The organism is Streptomyces sp. NPDC057438, assembly GCF_042802995.1.
GTDB lineage: Bacteria > Actinomycetota > Actinomycetes > Streptomycetales > Streptomycetaceae > Streptomyces.
This window is the reverse complement of sequence record NZ_JBHVDD010000132.1, coordinates 1-16,778: the sequence shown is the minus strand read 5'-3', so window position 1 is coordinate 16,778 and position 16,778 is coordinate 1. Positions and strand designations below refer to the sequence as shown.

General features: G+C 70.7%; 19 protein-coding genes and 5 tRNA genes. 18 read left to right on the top strand and 6 right to left on the bottom strand.

What is annotated here, in order from left to right:
* Positions 1-241: 241 nt before the first annotated feature.
* The 8 genes from ACFU5F_RS39890 (at position 242) to ACFU5F_RS39855 (ending at position 3,938) form a co-directional block, all read left to right on the top strand.
* Positions 242-1,018: a fumarylacetoacetate hydrolase family protein gene (locus ACFU5F_RS39890; protein WP_383898258.1), complete on the top strand. Its 777-nt coding sequence runs from the start codon at positions 242-244 to the stop codon at positions 1,016-1,018.
* On the top strand, positions 1,011-2,486 hold the full coding sequence (gene gltX / locus ACFU5F_RS39885) for a glutamate--tRNA ligase (protein ID WP_383898256.1): 1,476 nt from the start codon (positions 1,011-1,013) through the stop codon (positions 2,484-2,486). The genes ACFU5F_RS39890 and gltX overlap by 8 nt, the downstream gene beginning before the upstream one ends.
* A gap of 97 nt (positions 2,487-2,583) precedes the next feature.
* Positions 2,584-3,315: an HAD family hydrolase gene (locus ACFU5F_RS39880; RefSeq protein WP_383898255.1), complete on the top strand. Its 732-nt coding sequence runs from the start codon at positions 2,584-2,586 to the stop codon at positions 3,313-3,315.
* A 90-nt stretch (positions 3,316-3,405) separates the two neighbouring features.
* A tRNA-Gln gene (locus tag ACFU5F_RS39875) sits at positions 3,406-3,477 on the top strand.
* Positions 3,478-3,519: 42 nt separating this feature from the next.
* Positions 3,520-3,592: transfer RNA gene (locus ACFU5F_RS39870), tRNA-Glu, on the top strand.
* A 62-nt stretch (positions 3,593-3,654) separates the two neighbouring features.
* Positions 3,655-3,727 (top strand) — tRNA-Glu (locus tag ACFU5F_RS39865).
* 20 nt (positions 3,728-3,747) lie between these two features.
* A tRNA-Gln gene (locus ACFU5F_RS39860) sits at positions 3,748-3,819 on the top strand.
* A 46-nt stretch (positions 3,820-3,865) separates the two neighbouring features.
* A tRNA-Glu gene (locus ACFU5F_RS39855) sits at positions 3,866-3,938 on the top strand.
* Between the two features lie 52 nt (positions 3,939-3,990).
* Here the strand turns inward: ACFU5F_RS39855 and ACFU5F_RS39850 are convergent.
* A complete protein-coding gene (locus ACFU5F_RS39850; RefSeq protein WP_383898253.1) occupies positions 3,991-4,635 on the bottom strand; it encodes a MerR family transcriptional regulator in 645 nt (214 codons plus the stop codon).
* Positions 4,636-4,716: 81 nt separating this feature from the next.
* Here ACFU5F_RS39850 and ACFU5F_RS39845 point away from each other — a divergent pair, with 81 nt between their 5' ends.
* On the top strand, positions 4,717-5,241 hold the full coding sequence (locus ACFU5F_RS39845; protein WP_383898251.1) for a DUF4188 domain-containing protein: 525 nt from the start codon (positions 4,717-4,719) through the stop codon (positions 5,239-5,241).
* A gap of 159 nt (positions 5,242-5,400) precedes the next feature.
* Here the strand turns inward: ACFU5F_RS39845 and ndgR are convergent, their stop codons facing one another.
* Positions 5,401-6,117 (bottom strand): IclR family transcriptional regulator NdgR, encoded by a 717-nt coding sequence (gene ndgR / locus ACFU5F_RS39840; protein WP_003993203.1) that lies wholly within the window; start codon positions 6,115-6,117, stop codon positions 5,401-5,403.
* A gap of 198 nt (positions 6,118-6,315) precedes the next feature.
* Between ndgR and leuC the strand changes: the two genes are divergently transcribed.
* From leuC to ACFU5F_RS39820, 4 genes are all read left to right on the top strand, one after another.
* Positions 6,316-7,740 (top strand): 3-isopropylmalate dehydratase large subunit, encoded by a 1,425-nt coding sequence (gene leuC, locus ACFU5F_RS39835; protein WP_383898249.1) that lies wholly within the window; start codon positions 6,316-6,318, stop codon positions 7,738-7,740.
* A 6-nt stretch (positions 7,741-7,746) separates the two neighbouring features.
* The gene (leuD, locus tag ACFU5F_RS39830) at positions 7,747-8,340 is read left to right on the top strand and encodes a 3-isopropylmalate dehydratase small subunit (RefSeq protein WP_383898248.1); all 594 of its coding nucleotides are present in this window, start codon (positions 7,747-7,749) and stop codon (positions 8,338-8,340) included.
* Between the two features lie 288 nt (positions 8,341-8,628).
* Positions 8,629-8,859: a hypothetical protein gene (locus ACFU5F_RS39825; protein WP_383898246.1), complete on the top strand. Its 231-nt coding sequence runs from the start codon at positions 8,629-8,631 to the stop codon at positions 8,857-8,859.
* A 138-nt stretch (positions 8,860-8,997) separates the two neighbouring features.
* On the top strand, positions 8,998-9,651 hold the full coding sequence (locus ACFU5F_RS39820; RefSeq protein WP_383898244.1) for an HU family DNA-binding protein: 654 nt from the start codon (positions 8,998-9,000) through the stop codon (positions 9,649-9,651).
* 87 nt (positions 9,652-9,738) lie between these two features.
* Here ACFU5F_RS39820 and ACFU5F_RS39815 read toward each other — a convergent pair whose 3' ends face one another.
* Both ACFU5F_RS39815 and cofC read right to left on the bottom strand, forming a co-directional pair.
* Positions 9,739-9,942 carry a hypothetical protein gene (locus tag ACFU5F_RS39815; protein WP_005479889.1) on the bottom strand — a complete coding sequence of 68 codons (204 nt, stop codon included), beginning with the start codon at positions 9,940-9,942 and terminating at the stop codon, positions 9,739-9,741.
* A 9-nt stretch (positions 9,943-9,951) separates the two neighbouring features.
* The gene (cofC, locus tag ACFU5F_RS39810) at positions 9,952-10,602 is read right to left on the bottom strand and encodes a 2-phospho-L-lactate guanylyltransferase (RefSeq protein ID WP_383898243.1); all 651 of its coding nucleotides are present in this window, start codon (positions 10,600-10,602) and stop codon (positions 9,952-9,954) included.
* A gap of 165 nt (positions 10,603-10,767) precedes the next feature.
* Between cofC and ACFU5F_RS39805 the strand changes: the two genes are divergently transcribed.
* The 3 genes from ACFU5F_RS39805 to ACFU5F_RS39795 are packed head-to-tail and all read left to right on the top strand — an operon-like array spanning position 10,768 to position 13,804.
* A complete protein-coding gene (locus tag ACFU5F_RS39805; RefSeq protein WP_383898242.1) occupies positions 10,768-11,580 on the top strand; it encodes a lysophospholipid acyltransferase family protein in 813 nt (270 codons plus the stop codon).
* A complete protein-coding gene (locus tag ACFU5F_RS39800) occupies positions 11,577-12,587 on the top strand; it encodes an NAD(P)H-dependent glycerol-3-phosphate dehydrogenase (RefSeq protein WP_383898240.1) in 1,011 nt (336 codons plus the stop codon). The genes ACFU5F_RS39805 and ACFU5F_RS39800 overlap by 4 nt, the downstream gene beginning before the upstream one ends.
* A 59-nt stretch (positions 12,588-12,646) precedes the next feature.
* The gene (locus tag ACFU5F_RS39795; protein ID WP_383898238.1) at positions 12,647-13,804 is read left to right on the top strand and encodes a D-alanine--D-alanine ligase family protein; all 1,158 of its coding nucleotides are present in this window, start codon (positions 12,647-12,649) and stop codon (positions 13,802-13,804) included.
* Positions 13,805-13,907: 103 nt separating this feature from the next.
* Here the strand turns inward: ACFU5F_RS39795 and ACFU5F_RS39790 are convergent, their stop codons facing one another.
* Both ACFU5F_RS39790 and ACFU5F_RS39785 read right to left on the bottom strand, forming a co-directional pair.
* On the bottom strand, positions 13,908-14,429 hold the full coding sequence (locus tag ACFU5F_RS39790; protein ID WP_383898237.1) for a DUF3515 domain-containing protein: 522 nt from the start codon (positions 14,427-14,429) through the stop codon (positions 13,908-13,910).
* Between the two features lie 20 nt (positions 14,430-14,449).
* On the bottom strand, positions 14,450-14,683 hold the full coding sequence (locus tag ACFU5F_RS39785) for an Lrp/AsnC family transcriptional regulator (protein WP_013000441.1): 234 nt from the start codon (positions 14,681-14,683) through the stop codon (positions 14,450-14,452).
* A gap of 227 nt (positions 14,684-14,910) precedes the next feature.
* Between ACFU5F_RS39785 and ACFU5F_RS39780 the strand changes: the two genes are divergently transcribed.
* Positions 14,911-15,876, top strand: coding sequence for a thiamine-phosphate kinase (locus tag ACFU5F_RS39780; protein WP_013000440.1), 966 nt, complete (start codon positions 14,911-14,913; stop codon positions 15,874-15,876).
* On the top strand, positions 15,873-16,694 hold the full coding sequence (thiD, locus tag ACFU5F_RS39775) for a bifunctional hydroxymethylpyrimidine kinase/phosphomethylpyrimidine kinase (protein ID WP_383898235.1): 822 nt from the start codon (positions 15,873-15,875) through the stop codon (positions 16,692-16,694). The genes ACFU5F_RS39780 and thiD overlap by 4 nt, the downstream gene beginning before the upstream one ends.
* Positions 16,695-16,778: the final 84 nt, after the last annotated feature.

Sequence of the window (16,778 nt, the reverse complement as noted above, 5' to 3'; positions counted from 1 at the left end):
TCGGCAGGTTCTGTTTTTTATAAGAGACAGCCGCGTATCGGGTGAAGTTTCCCGGCGCGCGGGCGCACTCACGCCGCGCCCGCTGGGGGAGGGGCGCCCGCCCCCTGCCGGGCGCCCTTCGCACGCCTCCGCGGTGGTGCGGCATGCCTCCGCGGTTCAAATGCGCGAAGCGGCCACCCCACCCCGCGTTAGCCTGGACCGTCAGACTCCAGCCAGCTCAGTTAAGGGGCGCAAGCATCCCGTGCGCATCGCCAGGTTCTCCATCGACGGGAACGTAGCCTTCGGCGCGGTCGAGGGCGACAAGCCGGACGAGCTCGTCCTCGACATCATCAAGGGCATCCCGTTCGCGGACTTCCAGCTCTCCGGCACGAAGGTCCCGCTCAGCAAGGTCAGGCTGCTGCCGCCGGTGCTCCCCAACAAGGTCGTGGCCTTCGGCCGCAACTACGCCGAACACGCCCGCGAGCTGGGCAACGAGGTCCCCGACGCCCCGTTCGCCTTCTTCAAGCCGGCCACCTCCGTGATCGGCTCCGGCGACGACATCCAGTACCCGGCGTTCTCCCAGGAACTGCACCACGAGGCCGAGCTGGCCGTCGTCATCGGCCGGCTGTGCCGCGAGGTCCCCCGCGAACGCGTCAAGGACGTGATCTTCGGCTACACCTGCGCCAACGACGTCACCGCCCGGGACGTCCAGAAGCGCGAGAAGCAGTGGGCCAGGGCCAAGGGTTTCGACACCTCCTGCCCGCTCGGCCCCTGGGTGGAGACCGACCTCGACCCGGGCGACCTGACCATCCAGCTCACCGTCAACGGCGGGCAGCGCCAGCTCGGCCGCACCAGCGAGATGATCCACTCCATCGAGGACCTGATCGTCAACATCACCGAGGCCATGACGCTGCTCCCCGGCGACGTGATCCTCACGGGCACCCCGGCAGGGGTCGGCCCCCTCAACGTCGGCGACGAGGTCGCCGTCACCATCGAAGGCATCGGCACTCTCACCAACAAGGTGATCAAGCGTGGCTAACGGCTCCGTCCGCGTACGTTTCTGTCCGTCCCCGACCGGCAACCCCCATGTGGGTCTGGTCCGCACGGCCCTGTTCAACTGGGCGTTCGCCCGCCACACCGGCGGCACGTTCGTCTTCCGCATCGAGGACACCGACGCCGCCCGCGACTCCGAGGAGTCCTACGAGCAGCTCCTGGACTCCCTGCGCTGGCTGGGCTTCACCTGGGACGAAGGCCCCGAGGTCGGCGGCCCGCACGCGCCGTACCGCCAGTCGCAGCGCATGGAGACGTACCTGGAGGTGGCCGAGCGGCTCAAGGAGGCCGGCCACGCCTACTCCTGCTACTGCACCGCCTCCGAGCTGGAGGAGCGCCGCGACGCCGCCCGCGCCGCCGGCCGGCCCTCCGGCTACGACGGCAAGTGCCGCGAGGTCACGCCCGAGCAGAAGGCCCGGTACGAGGCCGAGGGTCGCGAGCCGATCGTCCGCTTCCGGATGCCCGACGAGACGATCACCTTCACGGACCTGGTCCGCGGCGAGCTGACCTTCACCCCGGAGAACGTCCCGGACTACGGCATCGTCCGAGCGAACGGCGCCCCGCTCTACACCCTCGTCAACCCCGTCGACGACGCCCTGATGGAGATCACCCACGTCCTGCGCGGCGAGGACCTGCTCTCCTCCACGCCCCGCCAGGTCGCGCTGTACAAGGCGCTGATCGAGCTGGGCATCGCCAAGGAGGTCCCGTCCTTCGGGCACCTGCCGTACGTCATGGGCGAGGGCAACAAGAAGCTCTCCAAGCGCGACCCGCAGGCGAGCCTCAACCTCTACCGGGAGCGCGGCTTCCTCCCCGAGGGCCTGCTCAACTACCTCTCCCTGCTCGGCTGGTCGCTCTCCGCCGACCAGGACATCTTCACGATCGAGGAGATGGTCGCCGCCTTCGACATCGCCGACGTGAACCCCAACCCGGCCCGCTTCGACCTGAAGAAGGCCGAGGCGATCAACGCCGACCACATCCGTCTGCTGGACGTGGCGGACTTCACCGCACGCTGCGCCCCCTGGCTGAAGGCCCCGTTCGCGCCCTGGGCGCCGGAGGACTTCGACGAGGCCAGGTGGGAGGCCATCGCCCCGCACGCGCAGACCCGCCTGAAGGTCCTGTCCGAGATCACGGAGAACGTCGACTTCCTCTTCCTGCCGGAGCCGGTGGAGGACGAGGCGAGCTGGGCGAAGGCCATGAAGGAGGGCTCCGACGACCTGCTGCGCACGGCACGGGTGAAGCTGGAGGCGGCCGACTGGACCTCGGCAGAGTCCCTGAAGGAGGCCGTCCTGGCCGCCGGCGAGGCCCACGGCCTGAAGCTCGGCAAGGCCCAGGCCCCGGTCCGTGTCGCCGTCACCGGCCGCACGGTCGGCCTCCCGCTCTTCGAGTCCCTGGAGATCCTGGGCCGGGAGAAGACCCTGGCGCGGATCGACGCGGCCCTGGCGAAGCTGGCCGCGTAACGGCCGTGGGGAAGGGGCGGCACCCGGGGTCCGGGTGCCGCCCCTTCGTCGTCCCGTCCTGCGGACAGGACGGCCGGCCTCCGGCTACCGTCGGATCATGGACATCAAGGCGGTGCTCTGGGACGTCGACGACACCCTTTTCGACTACACCGCGGCCGACCGGGCCGGCATGCGGGACCATCTCGCCGCCGAGGGCCTGCTGCTCGGTCACGGCTCGGTCGAGGAGGCCCTGACCCGCTGGCGCGAGCTGACCAGCCTGCACTGGCGGCGGTACGCGGCGGGCGAGGGCGACTGGGAGTCCACCCGTCGTGACCGGGTACGGGACTTCCGCGGGCAGCCGCTGACCGACGCCGAGGCCGACGCCTGGTTCGAGCGCTACATCGCCCACTACGAGCGGGCCTGGTCCCTCTTCCCGGACGTCCTGCCCGTCCTGGACGCGCTCGCCGTCAGCCACCGGCACGCGGTGCTCTCCAATTCCAGCCTCCCCGTCCAGGAGCGCAAGCTGCGCACGCTCGGTGTCTGGGACCGCTTCGAGACGGTGCTCTGCGCCGAGCAGCTGGGCGTCCACAAACCGGCCGCCGAGGCCTTCCACGTGGCCTGCGAGGCCCTGGAGCTGCCGCCGCACGAGGTCGTCTACGTCGGGGACCACCCCGAGATCGACGGCCGGGGCGCGGCCGACGCCGGTCTGCTGTCGGTCTGGATCGACCGCGGCGGTCTCTACGCGACCGTCGACCCGCCCGTCGGGCCCCACCGGATCGCCACCCTCGCCGAACTCCCGGCGATCCTCGGCTCGGATACCCGTTTTGGAGCGCCGTCCACCTTCGGGTAATGTTCTTCCTGCGCCGCCGGGGAGCGGGCCGAAAGGCCGGAACCGACGGAGCGAACTAGAACAAGATCCCCACAGGGGCTTGCGTTCCAGTGGCCTATGGTGTAATTGGCAGCACGACTGATTCTGGTTCAGTTAGTCTTGGTTCGAGTCCAGGTAGGCCAGCTCGCAGAGCTCATCTGCGTATGCGGAGATCAGATCCGCAAAGCCCCCGTTGTGTAGCGGCCTAGCACGCTGCCCTCTCAAGGCAGTAGCGCCGGTTCGAATCCGGTCGGGGGTACAGATCCTTCCCGCGAAGGTGGACAGGGTAGCTCCCACCACTATCGATGCAGGATCGCTAGGGCCCCCGTTGTGTAGCGGCCTAGCACGCCGCCCTCTCAAGGCGGTAGCGCCGGTTCGAATCCGGTCGGGGGTACGAAAAGGTCTCAACCTTATTGGTCTATGGTGTAATTGGCAACACTACGGTTTCTGGTACCGTCATTCTTGGTTCGAGTCCAGGTAGACCAGCTCGGACCTGCGGCGTTGTAAATTAGACGCGTGCAGGATCGCTAGGGCCCCCGTTGTGTAGCGGCCTAGCACGCCGCCCTCTCAAGGCGGTAGCGCCGGTTCGAATCCGGTCGGGGGTACGTTCCATGAAGGCCCTCCACCTCGGTGGGGGGCCTTCGTCGTGCGCCCCGACTACTCGATGCCGTAGCGCCGAGCCGACTCCTCCTCCTGGGCCAGCCGGTGCAGTGAGCGCAGCACCGGCTCGAAGAGCACCGCCGCCGACACCGCCACCTCCACCTTCTCGGTGTCGGACGCGTAGCTCTCCATGTGGTCCAGGTCCCTGACGGCCGCCTGGTGCATCAACTCCGCGTACGGTGCCATCAGTTCGGCGCCGCAGGGATAGTCGAGCCGCAGCAGCGTCGCCACCAGCGCCACCAGTGAACGGTGCGCGGGGGACAGGGGGCCGATCTCCCGAGCCGACTCCCAGCCCAGCATCCGCAGCAGCCGGTCCACCTCGGCCGTCGCGGCGACGGTGACCGGATCCTCCTCGTCCGGGCCGGGGGTCTGCGGCAGCGCCCACAGGGCCGCGCCGAGCCGGATCGTGCGGCCGAGCGACTCGTCGTCCACGTGCCGGAGCACCTCCCGGGCGTTCGCCACCGGCACCTTGCCCACCTGGATCAGTGCCCGCACCAGCCGCAGCCGGCGCAGGTGCTCCTCGTCGTACTCGGCCGTCGTCGCGTTGACCTGGCGGCCCGGCGCCAACAGCCCCTCGCGCAGGTAGTACTTGATCGTCGCCGTGGACACCCCGCTGCGCTCACTCAGCTCCGCCAGCCGCATCTCTCTTGCGCCTCTCCTTGGGAAGTGTCACTATCCAAGCACGAGAGTTCGGATAGTGCTGCTCACCAACCAGGGGGAGTCATGTTCGGAAAGCGGGTCATGGCCGGCCGTACCACCGCGGCGGCCGAGGGCGATGTGGTCGTCCTGCTGATCGGCACGCGGATCAACCACTTCTGGGCCGTGCACCACTGGATGCCCGTGCTGAGGGCGATGCCGCGGATGCTGCGTGAGCTGCGCGACGACCCGGAGAGGGGACTGCTGAACGCCGTGCTGCTGACGGCCTCGCCGCGGACGTACTACGTCGTCCAGTACTGGGAGTCCAAGGAGAAGCTCTACGCCTACGCGCACGCGCCCGACGCGTTCCACCGTGTGGCGTGGGCCGCGCTGAACCGCAAGGAGCGCAAGGGGAAGTCCCGGCAGCACGTGGGCCTGTGGCACGAGACGTACGTGGTGCCGGCGGGCTCGTACGAGTCGATCTACGCCGACATGCCTGCGTTCGGCCTGGCGGCGGCCACGGGGGTGCTGCCGGTCGAGGCGCGGGGGAGGTCGGCGAAGGAGAGGTTCGCCCACCGGGCCGGGCGGGGTGTGGACGCCCCGACGGCCTAGGGGATCCGGCGCCGGGCGGCCGGGGTGGTCGGTGGGCGCGCGCGGCCGAGGACCCGCGTCGGCGCCGGCCCGCCGTCTCGGCGCCTGCCGTACCCATGGGAAAAGGCCTGCCGCGGCGTTGAGGCAGGCCTTTTCCCATGGTCGATACGGGCGTGCGGGTCAGCCGGTGCGGCGCAGGGCCTCCGAGAGGCGCCCCGCGGCGTCGATGACAGCCTGGGCGTGCATCCGGCCGGGGTGGCGGGTGAGGCGCTCGATGGGGCCGGAGACGGAGACGGCGGCCACCACGCGGTTCGACGGGCCGCGCACGGGGGCGGAGACCGAGGCGACGCCCGGCTCGCGCTCGCCGATGGACTGGGCCCAGCCCCGGCGCCGTACGCCCGAGAGGGCGGTGGCCGTGAAACGGGCGCCCTGGAGCCCGCGGTGCAGCCGCTCCGGCTCCTCCCAGGCCATGAGGATCTGCGCCGACGAGCCGGCCTTCATCGTGAGGGTCGAGCCCACCGGGACCGTGTCCCGCAGGCCGGAGAGCCGCTCCGCGGCGGCGACACAGATACGCATGTCGCCCTGCCGGCGGTAGAGCTGCGCGCTCTCGCCCGTGATGTCGCGCAGGTGCGTGAGCACCGGGCCCGCCGTCGCGAGGAGGCGGTCCTCGCCGGCGGCCGCGGCCAGCTCGGCCAGCCGGGGGCCGAGGATGAAACGGCCCTGCATGTCGCGTGCCACCATGCGGTGGTGTTCCAGAGCCACGGCCAGGCGGTGGGCCGTGGGCCGTGCGAGTCCGGTGGCGCCGACCAGACCCGCGAGGGTGGCCGGACCGGACTCCAGAGCGCTCAGGACCAGGGCCGCCTTGTCCAGAACGCCGACGCCGCTACTGTTGTCCATGCAACGATACTCGCGTCTCACTCTGTGAAACGCAAGTTCAATTTCGCGTGGACCTTGCCACTCTGGAAGCAGAACAACAACGGCTCGCGGACCGACGAGCCCGGCGGCCGGCGCGCGCCACGAGGGGATTCGCGCGCTCGCCACCTCCGAGATCTCTAGTTGGGCCGACGCGCTGACGCGCCGGCCGGAGGGAAAGCGATGGGTAGGACACTCGCGGAGAAGGTCTGGGACGACCATGTCGTCCGGCGCGCCGAGGGCGAGCCCGACCTCCTCTTCATCGATCTGCACCTGCTGCACGAGGTGACCAGCCCCCAGGCCTTCGACGGTCTCCGCAAGAGCGGGCGCAAGGTGCGCCGGCTCGACCTGACCATCGCGACCGAGGACCACAACACCCCCACCCTCGACATCGACAAGCCCATCGCGGACCCGGTCTCCCGCGTCCAGCTGGAGACGCTGCGCGCGAACGCCGCCGAGTTCGGTGTGCGGCTGCACCCGCTGGGCGACGTCGAGCAGGGTGTCGTGCACGTCGTCGGCCCGCAGCTGGGTCTGACCCAGCCCGGTATGACGGTCGTCTGCGGTGACTCCCACACCTCCACCCACGGAGCCTTCGGCGGTCTGGCGTTCGGCATCGGCACCTCCCAGGTGGAGCACGTGCTGGCCACGCAGACGCTGCCGCTGGTGCGCCCCAAGACCATGGCGATCACCGTCGAGGGCGAGCTGGCCGAGGGCGTCACCGCCAAGGACCTGATCCTGGCGATCATCGCCAAGATCGGCACGGGCGGCGGCCAGGGCTATGTCCTGGAGTACCGGGGCCCCGCCATCGAGAAGCTCTCGATGGAGGCTCGCATGACCATCTGCAACATGTCGATCGAGGCCGGTGCCCGCGCCGGCATGATCGCCCCCGACCAGACCACCTTCGACTACCTCAAGGGTCGCCCGCACGCCCCCGAGGGCGAGGACTGGGACGCGGCCGTCGCGTACTGGAAGACGCTGAGGACGGACGAGGACGCCGAGTTCGACGCCGAGGTGTTCATCGACGGCGCCGCCCTGTCGCCGTTCGTCACCTGGGGCACCAACCCCGGCCAGGGCGCGCCGCTTTCGGCGTCGGTCCCCGACCCGGCCTCGTACGAGGACGCCTCGGAGCGCCTCGCCGCCGAAAAGGCCCTGGAGTACATGGGGTTGGAGGCCGGCCAGCCGCTGAAGTCCATCACCGTGGACACCGTCTTCGTAGGTTCGTGCACCAACGGCCGCATCGAGGACCTGCGCGCCGCCGCCGAGCTGGTCAAGGGCCGCAAAGTCGCCGACGGCGTACGGATGCTGGTCGTCCCCGGCTCCGCGCGGGTCGGTCTGCAGGCCGTCTCCGAGGGCCTGGACGTCGTCTTCAAGGAGGCCGGCGCCGAGTGGCGGCACGCGGGCTGCTCGATGTGTCTGGGCATGAACCCGGACCAGCTGGCCCCCGGTGAGCGCTCCGCCTCCACCTCCAACCGCAACTTCGAGGGCAGGCAGGGCAAGGGCGGCCGCACCCACCTGGTCTCGCCGCAGGTCGCCGCCGCCACGGCCGTCCTCGGCCACCTGGCGTCCCCCGCCGACCTGACCGACGCCCCCGCGCCCGCTGGAGTCTGAACAGCCATGGAAGCATTCACCACCCACACCGGCCGGGCCGTCCCGCTGCGCCGCAGCAACGTCGACACCGACCAGATCATCCCCGCCCACTGGCTCAAGAAGGTGACCAGGGACGGCTTCGAGGACGGACTGTTCGAGGCCTGGCGCAAGGACGAGAACTTCGTCCTCAACCGCCCCGAGCGCAAGGGGGCGACCGTCCTGGTCGCCGGCCCCGACTTCGGCACCGGCTCCTCCCGTGAGCACGCCGTCTGGGCGCTGCAGAACTACGGCTTCAAGGCCGTCGTCTCCTCCCGGTTCGCCGACATCTTCCGCGGCAACTCGCTCAAGAACGGCCTGCTCACGGTGGTCCTCGACCAGAAGATCGTGGAAGCGCTGCAGGAGCTGAGCGAGAACGACCCCGAGGCCGAGATCACGGTCGACCTGGAGGCCCGCGAGGTGCGCGCCGAAGGGATCACCGCCGCCTTCGAGCTGGACGAGAACTCCCGCTGGCGGCTGCTGAACGGGCTGGACGACATCTCCATCACCCTCCAGAACGAGGCCGACATCTCCGCCTACGAGGCCAAGCGGCCCTCGTACAAGCCGAGGACGCTCAAGGTCTGATCCGACGGCGCGGGCCACCCCCGAGGACCGCCCGCGCACGGCGGATTCCAGCCACCGCGACACCCCCAGGTACCCCCAATCGTGCACGGTTGGGGGTACCTGCATGTCCGGGTTCGGCGACCTTCGAAGTCATGTGCAGAAAGGTTTCAACTCCCCTAGTTACAAAGGTGATTGCCGGGGTACGCGCACCATCGTGTGGCATCGACCGGAGGTGCTCCTCGGGCCTCCGGGAGACGGCAGTTGCCCCCTGGGCAGGCGACAACTCGCCCCAGATGGCACAATCTGTGCATGGAACACGACGGCCAACTCGAGCTCTATACGGCGGTCGCGGGCCAACTCAAGGAAGCGCACGCAAGAGTGCGCGCACTGCAAGTCCCGGAGGGCGTACGCATGGCGCTGACCCGGAAGCTGCTGGTCATTACGGCCGTGGCCAAGCACGATCTCGCCGACGCGGCAAGGCGGCTGGAGGGCTTCACGGCAGACCTCGACGAGGGGCGAATGCCCGTAGAGGAACGCTGAGAGAAGTCCGTGGCTGCCGAGTTCGTTGCGGCACAAGGGTGATAAGCCCGTTTCGTGTTTGATTTGCGGTATATATCTGCCTAACGTGCGAAAAAGCTTGAACACTTTCGTTCTGGCGATGTCTCCGAAGGGGAAGACGTGAACAAGGCGCAGCTCGTAGAAGCGATTGCGGACAAGGTCGGAGGGCGTCAGCAGGCCGCCGACGCGGTCGACGCCGTTCTGGACGCCATCGTCCGCGCGGTCGTCGCCGGCGACCGGGTCTCGGTCACCGGCTTCGGTTCCTTCGAGAAGGTGGACCGGCCGGCCCGTTACGCCCGCAACCCGCAGACGGGTGAGCGGGTTCGGGTCAAGAAGACCTCCGTGCCGCGTTTCCGCGCGGGCCAGGGCTTCAAGGACCTGGTCAGCGGCTCGAAGAAGCTTCCCCGTGGTGGCGAGGTCGCGGTCAAGAAGGCGCCCAAGGGCAGCCTGAGCGGTGGCGCTTCGGCGACGGTCAAGAAGGCGGCGGCGAAGAAGACCGCGGCCAAGAAGACGACCGCTCGCAAGACCACGACGGCCACCGCCAAGAAGACGACGGCCGCCGCGAAGAAGACCACGGCGAAGAAGACGACCGCGAAGAAGACGACCGCGAAGTCGACCGCCGCGAAGAAGACCACGGCGTCGAAGTCGACGGCCGCCAAGAAGACGGCCGCGAAGAAGGCGCCGGCGAAGAAGGCCACGGCCAAGAAGGCGCCGGCCAAGAAGTCGACGGCTCGCAAGACGACCGCCAAGAAGACCGCCGCGCGCCAGGCATAGGGCGCCTGGTACTCACACGCGCCGGGCCGGGCTCCTGCTGATGGAGCCCGGCCCGCGGCGTGTTCCGGGGCGGGCTCCGCCGGGATTTCAGAACGTTTGCAGGGTGATCAGGGTGATGCGCAGGGTCTCCCCCTCGCCCTCCGTCTCGATCCTGACCCGCTGCCCCGGCCGCAGCAGCCGCAGGGCGCCCGCGTCGAAGGCCGGGGCGCCGAACGGGACCGGGGTGCCGTCGTCCAGGAGCACCTGGCCGGTGCGGGTGGCGGGGTCGTAGGTGTACGCGGTGGCCTGCATGGCCGCAGCCTACTGGCCGGGGATCAGCAGGCGCGCGGCCGCGGCGGCCGTACGGGGGCCGACGCCGAGGCCGAGCGCGGCGCGCAGGTCGTCACCGGTGTCGACGTCCTGGCGCACGGAGTCGACGGCGGCGAGGGTGAGTTCCACAGCGCCGGAGCGGCGGTGGCGTGCACGGGAGCCGGGGCCGAAGGCGGGGGAGAGGCCGTGACCGGGAGCGGCGGCGAGCAGGGTGGTGCCGGTGCCGGCCGCGTCGGCGAGGAAGGAGCGGGGGAACGCGGCGGCCGCGTGCAGGACGCGGGTCAGTTCCCCGGGGCGCAGAGCGGGCAGATCTGCGTTCAGGGCCGCCACGGGGCTTTGCGGGCGTACATCGCGCACGACGGCCGCTCCGTGCCGCAGAGCGGCGTTCAGGCCGTCCTCGGGGCCGCCGCGGGGATCCTCCGGCACGGCGCGCGCGCCGAGGGCCGTCAGTTCGCGTGCGGCGCGGGGATCGTCCGTGACCACCACCACACCGCGCACGGCCGTAGCGGCCAGGGCCGCGGCCACGGTGTCCTGGGCGAAGGCGAGGGCCAGCCCGGGGCGCACCGCGTCGGCCGCGGTGTCCGAGAGCCTGCTCTTGGCCCGTGCCAGGGGCTTCACGGGCACGACCAGGGTCCACTGCACGGGCGTTCCGTCCCTCTCTTGTCGCCGCCATTGTCACCTGGGCGCAAGGGACGGCCGTAGGGCGGGGCGTACGGTGTTCTCGACAGACCGGCAGCCCGGGGCGACACTTGTGCGGCTCCGGGCCCCCGGAACAGGCCCTGGGAAGTCCTAGAGGAAGGTGTCCGCGTGCCCCGCCGGAGAATCGGCTTCTGGTACCGCCTCGCCGCGGTGATCGCCAAACCACCCCTGGTGGTGCTGATCAAGCGGGACTGGCGTGGAATGGAGAACATTCCGGCCGAGGGTGGATTTATCACCGCCGTGAACCACAATTCGCATGTCGATCCCTTTGCGTACGCCCATTATCAGTACAACAGCGGCCGGGTTCCGCGCTTTCTCGCGAAGAGCAGCCTCTTCGGCAAGGGATTCATCGGCGCCGTGATGCGCGGCACCGGGCAGATTCCCGTCTATCGCGAGAGCACCGACGCGCTGAGCGCCTTCCGGGCCGCCATCGACGCCGTGGAGCGCGGCGAGTGCGTCGCCTTCTACCCCGAGGGCACCCTGACCCGCGACCCGGACGGCTGGCCCATGACCGGCAAGACCGGCGCCGCACGGGTCGCCCTGCAGACTCGGTGCCCGGTGATCCCGGTCGCGCAGTGGGGTGCCAACGAGCTGCTGCCGCCGTACGCGAAGAAGCCGCACTTCCTGCCGCGCAAGACGCACCACGTGCTCGCGGGCCCGCCCGTCGACCTCACGCGCTTCTACGGCCAGGAGATGAGCCCGGACCTGCTGAAGGACGCCACCGAGGTCATCATGGCCGCCGTCACCCGCCAGCTGGAGGAGATCCGCGGCGAGCGGGCGCCGAAGACCCCGTACGACCCCAGGCGGGAGCGGATCGAGCAGCGGCGCAGGAGCGCGGCCGCGGTCGAGCCCCGGCGGCCCGAGCAGCACAATGGGGCACTGCGGGGACAGCAACGTCAGGAAGAGGGGCAGGGCAAGTGAGCAAGCCGGTCAAGGCGGCGGTGTTCGGCACCGGTTCGTGGGGCACGGCCTTCGGCATGGTGCTCGCCGACGCGGGATGCGACACCGTGCTGTGGGGGCGGCGTCCGGAACTCGCGGACGCGGTCAACTCCACCCGAACCAACCCGGACTACCTGCCCGGAGTACGGCTCCCGGAGAACCTGCGGGCCACCACCGACGCCGCCGAGGCGGCCGCCGACGCCGACTTCACCGTCCTCGCGGTCCCCTCCCAGACGCTGCGGGCCAACCTCGCCGACTGGACCGGGCTGCTGGCACCCGGCACCGTCCTCGTCTCGCTCATGAAAGGCGTCGAACTCGGTTCCGCCATGCGGATGAGCGAGGTGATCGAGGACGTCGCCAAGGTCGGGCAGGACCGTGTCGCCGTCGTCACCGGACCCAACCTCGCGCGGGAGATCGCCTCCCGGATGCCGGCCGCCTCCGTGGTCGCCTGCACCGACGAGGGCGTCGCCCAGCGGCTCCAGGCCGCCTGTCACACCCCGTACTTCCGCCCCTACACCAACACCGACGTCGTCGGCTGCGAGCTGGGCGGCGCGGTGAAGAACGTCATCGGTCTCGCCGTCGGCATCGCGGACGGCATGGGCCTCGGCGACAACGCCAAGGGCTCCCTCATCACCCGCGGTCTCGCGGAGACGACCCGGCTCGGCCTCGCGATGGGTGCCGACCCGCTCACCTTCGCCGGACTCGCGGGCCTCGGCGACCTGGTCGCGACCTGCTCCTCGCCGCTCTCCCGCAACCACACCTTCGGCACCAACCTGGGCAGGGGCATGACCCTCCAGGAGACCATCGCGGTCACCAAGCAGACCGCCGAGGGCGTCAAGTCCTGTGAGTCCGTGCTGGACTTGGGGCGCCGGTACGGCGTCGACATGCCCATCACCGAGACGGTCGTCGACATCGTGCACGACGGCAAGCCGCCGGTCGTCGCCCTCAAGGAGATGATGTCGCGCAGCGCCAAGCCGGAGCGACGCTGAGCGAAAGCGACCGTACGGGCACTGACTGGCCCACTACCACCGGGTACTCTCGACGCGATATGAGCACCGAGAACCTCCCCCAGAGTCCTGAGCAGCCGTCCCGCAAGCCGCGCGTGGCCGTCGTCTTCGGCGGCCGCAGCTCGGAACACGGGATCTCCGTGGTCACGGCCGGAGCCGTGCTGCGGGCCATCGACCGGACCAAGTACGACGTCCTGCCGATCGGCATCACCCGGGAGGGCCGCTGGTTCCTCACCGCCGACGAACCGGAACGCATGGCGATCACCGACCGCCGTACGCCGAGCGTCGAGGAACTCGCCGAGTCGCGGGAGGGCGGCGTGGTGCTCCCTGTCGACCCCGCCAACCGGGAAGTCCTCTACAGCGAGCCGGGGTCGGTGCCCAAGGCGCTCGGCGAGGTCGACGTCGTCTTCCCCGTCCTGCACGGCCCCTACGGCGAGGACGGCACCCTCCAGGGCATGCTGGAGCTCTCCGGGGTCCCGTACGTCGGCTCGGGCGTGCTCGCCTCGGCGGTCGGCCAGGACAAGGAGTACATGAAGCGCGTGTTCACCTCCTTCGGGCTGAAGGTCGGCCCGTACGTGGTGATCCGGCCGCGCGAGTGGCAGCTCGACGAGGCGGCCGCCCGCAAGAAGATCATCGACCTCGCCGGCGAGCACGGCTGGCCCCTCTTCGTGAAGCCCGCCCGCGCGGGCTCCTCCATCGGCATCACCAAGGTCGACGACCTCGCCGGTCTCGACGAGGCGATCGCCGAGGCCCAGCGCCACGACCCGAAGATCCTGGTCGAGGCTGCCCTGCGCGGCCGGGAGATCGAGTGCGGTGTCCTGGAGTTCGCGGACGGCCCGCGTGCGTCCGTTCCCGCCGAGATCCCGCCGCCCGAGACCCACGCGTACTACGACTTCGACGCGAAGTACATCGACTCGACGCCCGGCATCGTTCCGGCCCCGCTGACGCCCGAGGAGACCGCCGCGGTCCGGCGGCTCGCCGTCGACGCCTTCGACGCGGCCTCCTGCGAGGGTCTGGTCCGCGCGGACTTCTTCCTCACGGAGGACGGCGAGTTCGTCATCAACGAGATCAACACGCTGCCCGGCTTCACGCCGATCTCGATGTACCCGGCGATGTGGAAGGCGAGCGGCATCGAGTACCCGGAGCTGGTGGACCGCCTGATCCAGGCGGCGCTGCACCGCTCGACGGGCCTGCGCTGACGTGACCGGAACAGGGGCGAAACCCCTGTCCAGGGGCGCGAGGAACCGCGCGATCAGCCACGATCCGGCCCGCGCGCTCCAGACGGCCTCCTGAGGCACCCCCTTAGGAGGCCACTCCTTCGGGGACCGCCTTCTTGATGGCAGGCGCCAGCCCCACCAGGATCGGCGAGGTGTCCTTCCCGGCCCGATCCGCGGTCACCGACACCTCCACATACGCCGAACGATTCGCCGTGGTGAAGCGGTACGACCCGTCGTCCCGCTTCTCCATCAGCCAGTCCACCCCGTCGACGGCCCCGGCCACCGCGTCGGCGTCCCGGCCCTCGGCCACCCCTGGGTCGGCCATCTTGGGCGGCCGGGGCACACCGCAGCGCAGTATGATCACCGCGTCGCCCCAGCCCGCCGTCAACGACGAGGCGGGCCGAGGATCCCGGCGGCCGAGACCGTCCACCGTCCGCGGCAACACCCCGTCCAGTTTCCGGCACGGTTTCGTGGCGGCGGCCCCCGGGCTGGGAACCGCCGCCGAGCCGCCGTCGTCTGCTGAGGAGCAGCCCGCGACGGCGATCAACGACGCGGCGAGGACGGGCAGCCCGAGGCGAGCGGTCGGCCGGTGACGCAACGAGTTCACCGGACAAGGGTAGACGGGGGCTACAGGTGCACGACCGGGCAGGTCAGGGTGCGGGTGATCCCGTCCACTTGCTGGACTTTGGCGACCACCAGCCGACCGAGGTCGTCGACGGTGTCGGCCTGGGCGCGGACGATGACGTCGTAGGGCCCCGTCACGTCCTCGGCCTGGACGACGCCAGGGATCTTGCTGATCGTCTCGGCGACGGTCGACGCCTTGCCGACCTCCGTCTGGATCAGGATGTACGCCTGTACCACGGAACCTCCAGGGCGGCCACGAGGATCATGTGGATCATGTCGGGAAAAGGAACGCCACGGTATCGCGTCGTCAGGCGCCGGGGGGAGACCCCTGGAGGCCGCGCCGCACGCACCGGGGGACGGGGACGACGCGAGTTGACGGTCCACTCGACCGTACCGAGGACGACAACGGCCCGCGACCGGGCGGGAGCGACACTGCAAACGGCACGAGAAGGGGCGATACGACGATGAAGGGCACCGTGGGAGAGCTGGGGGAGTTCGGGCTCATCAGGGAGCTCACCTCCCGGCTCACCACCACCCCGGCGGTCCGGGTCGGCCCCGGCGACGACGCCGCCGTGGTGGCGGCGCCGGACCGCAGGGTCGTGGCGAGCACCGACCTGCTCCTGGAGGGGCGGCACTTCCGGCGCGACTGGTCCACGGCCTACGACGTGGGGCGCAAGGCCGCCGCACAGAACCTCGCGGACATCGCCGCCATGGGCGCCGTGCCCACCGCCCTGCTGCTCGGTCTGGTCGCGCCCGCCGACCTCCCGGTGACCTGGGCCACCGAGCTGATGGACGGACTGCGCGACGAGTGCCAGGTCGCAGGCGCGGCCGTGGTCGGCGGTGACGTCGTCCGCGGTGACACCATCATGATCTCCATCACCGCCCTCGGCGATCTGCGCAACCACGAGCCCGTGACCAGGGGCGGAGCGCGCCCCGGTGACGTCGTCGCCGTCACCGGCTGGCTCGGCTGGTCCGCCGCCGGGCACACGGTGCTCTCCCGCGGCTTCCGCTCGCCGCGCGCCTTCGTGGAGGCCCACCGGCGCCCCGAACCGCCGTACCACGCGGGCCCGGCCGCCGCCTCCCTCGGCGCGACCGCGATGTGCGACGTGAGCGACGGGCTGATCGCGGACCTGGGGCACATCGCGGAGGCGAGCAAGTGCCGGATCGACATCCGCTCCGGCGCGATCGACATCCCCACCCAGATGCACGACATCGGTCAGGCCGTGGGCGTCGACCCCCTCCAGTGGGTGCTCACCGGCGGTGAGGACCACGCGATCGTGGCCACCTTCCCGCAGGACGTGAAGCTGCCCGCGCGGTGGAAGGTGATCGGCGAGGTCCTCAACCCCTCGGCGCTGCCCCAGGTGACCGTGGACGGGGCACCCTGGACCAGCAAGGGCGGCTGGGACCACTTCGGGGACATCGAGTCATGACCGCGACCCCGCGCCCCGCGCCCGCGAGGGTCCTCACCGTGGCCGGGTCCGACTCCGGCGGCGGGGCCGGCATCCAGGCCGACCTGAAGACGATGCTCGCGCTCGGCGTGCACGGGATGAGCGTCGTCACGGCCGTCACCGCGCAGAACTCCCTCGGAGTACAGGGCGCCTGGGAGTTGCCCGTCCAGGCCGTGCGCGCCCAGTACCGCAGTGTCGTCGACGACATCGGTGTGCAGGCCGTCAAGACCGGCATGCTGGCCTCCGCCGAACTCGTCGAGGCCGTCGCCGAGTTGCTGGCGGCCACGGACGCGCCGGTGGTCGTCGACCCGGTCGGCGTCTCCAAGCACGGGGACCCGCTCCTCGCCGCCTCCGCCCTGGACTCCGTACGGACGCGACTGCTGCCGGTGGCCACCGTCGCGACCCCGAACCTCGACGAGGTGACCCAACTCACCGGCGTGCGGGTCCGGTCGGAGGCCGGGATGCGGGAGGCGGCCGCGGCCCTGCTGGCCCACGGCCCCCGGTGGGCGCTGATCAAGGGCGGTCATCTCCCGGGGGACGCCGTCGACCTGCTGACCGACGGCGCCGAGGAACACTGGCTGCGCGCCCCCCGCTACGACAACCGGCACACGCACGGCACGGGCTGCACGCTCGCCTCCGCGATCGCCGCGCACCTCGCGCGGGGACGGACCGTGCCGGAGGCCGTGACGGCGGCCAAGGAGTACGTGACCGGGGCGATCGCCGACGGATTCGCCCTCGGCGGCGGGATCGGGCCCGTGGACCACGGCTGGGCCCTCACCCGGGGTGCTCCGACCGCCTGAGACCGGGGTGCTCCGACCGCCGGAGGTCCCTCGCGGGCAGTCCGTGGAGAGGTCTCGGGGCCGTGCCCGTACGCGGATCCGCGT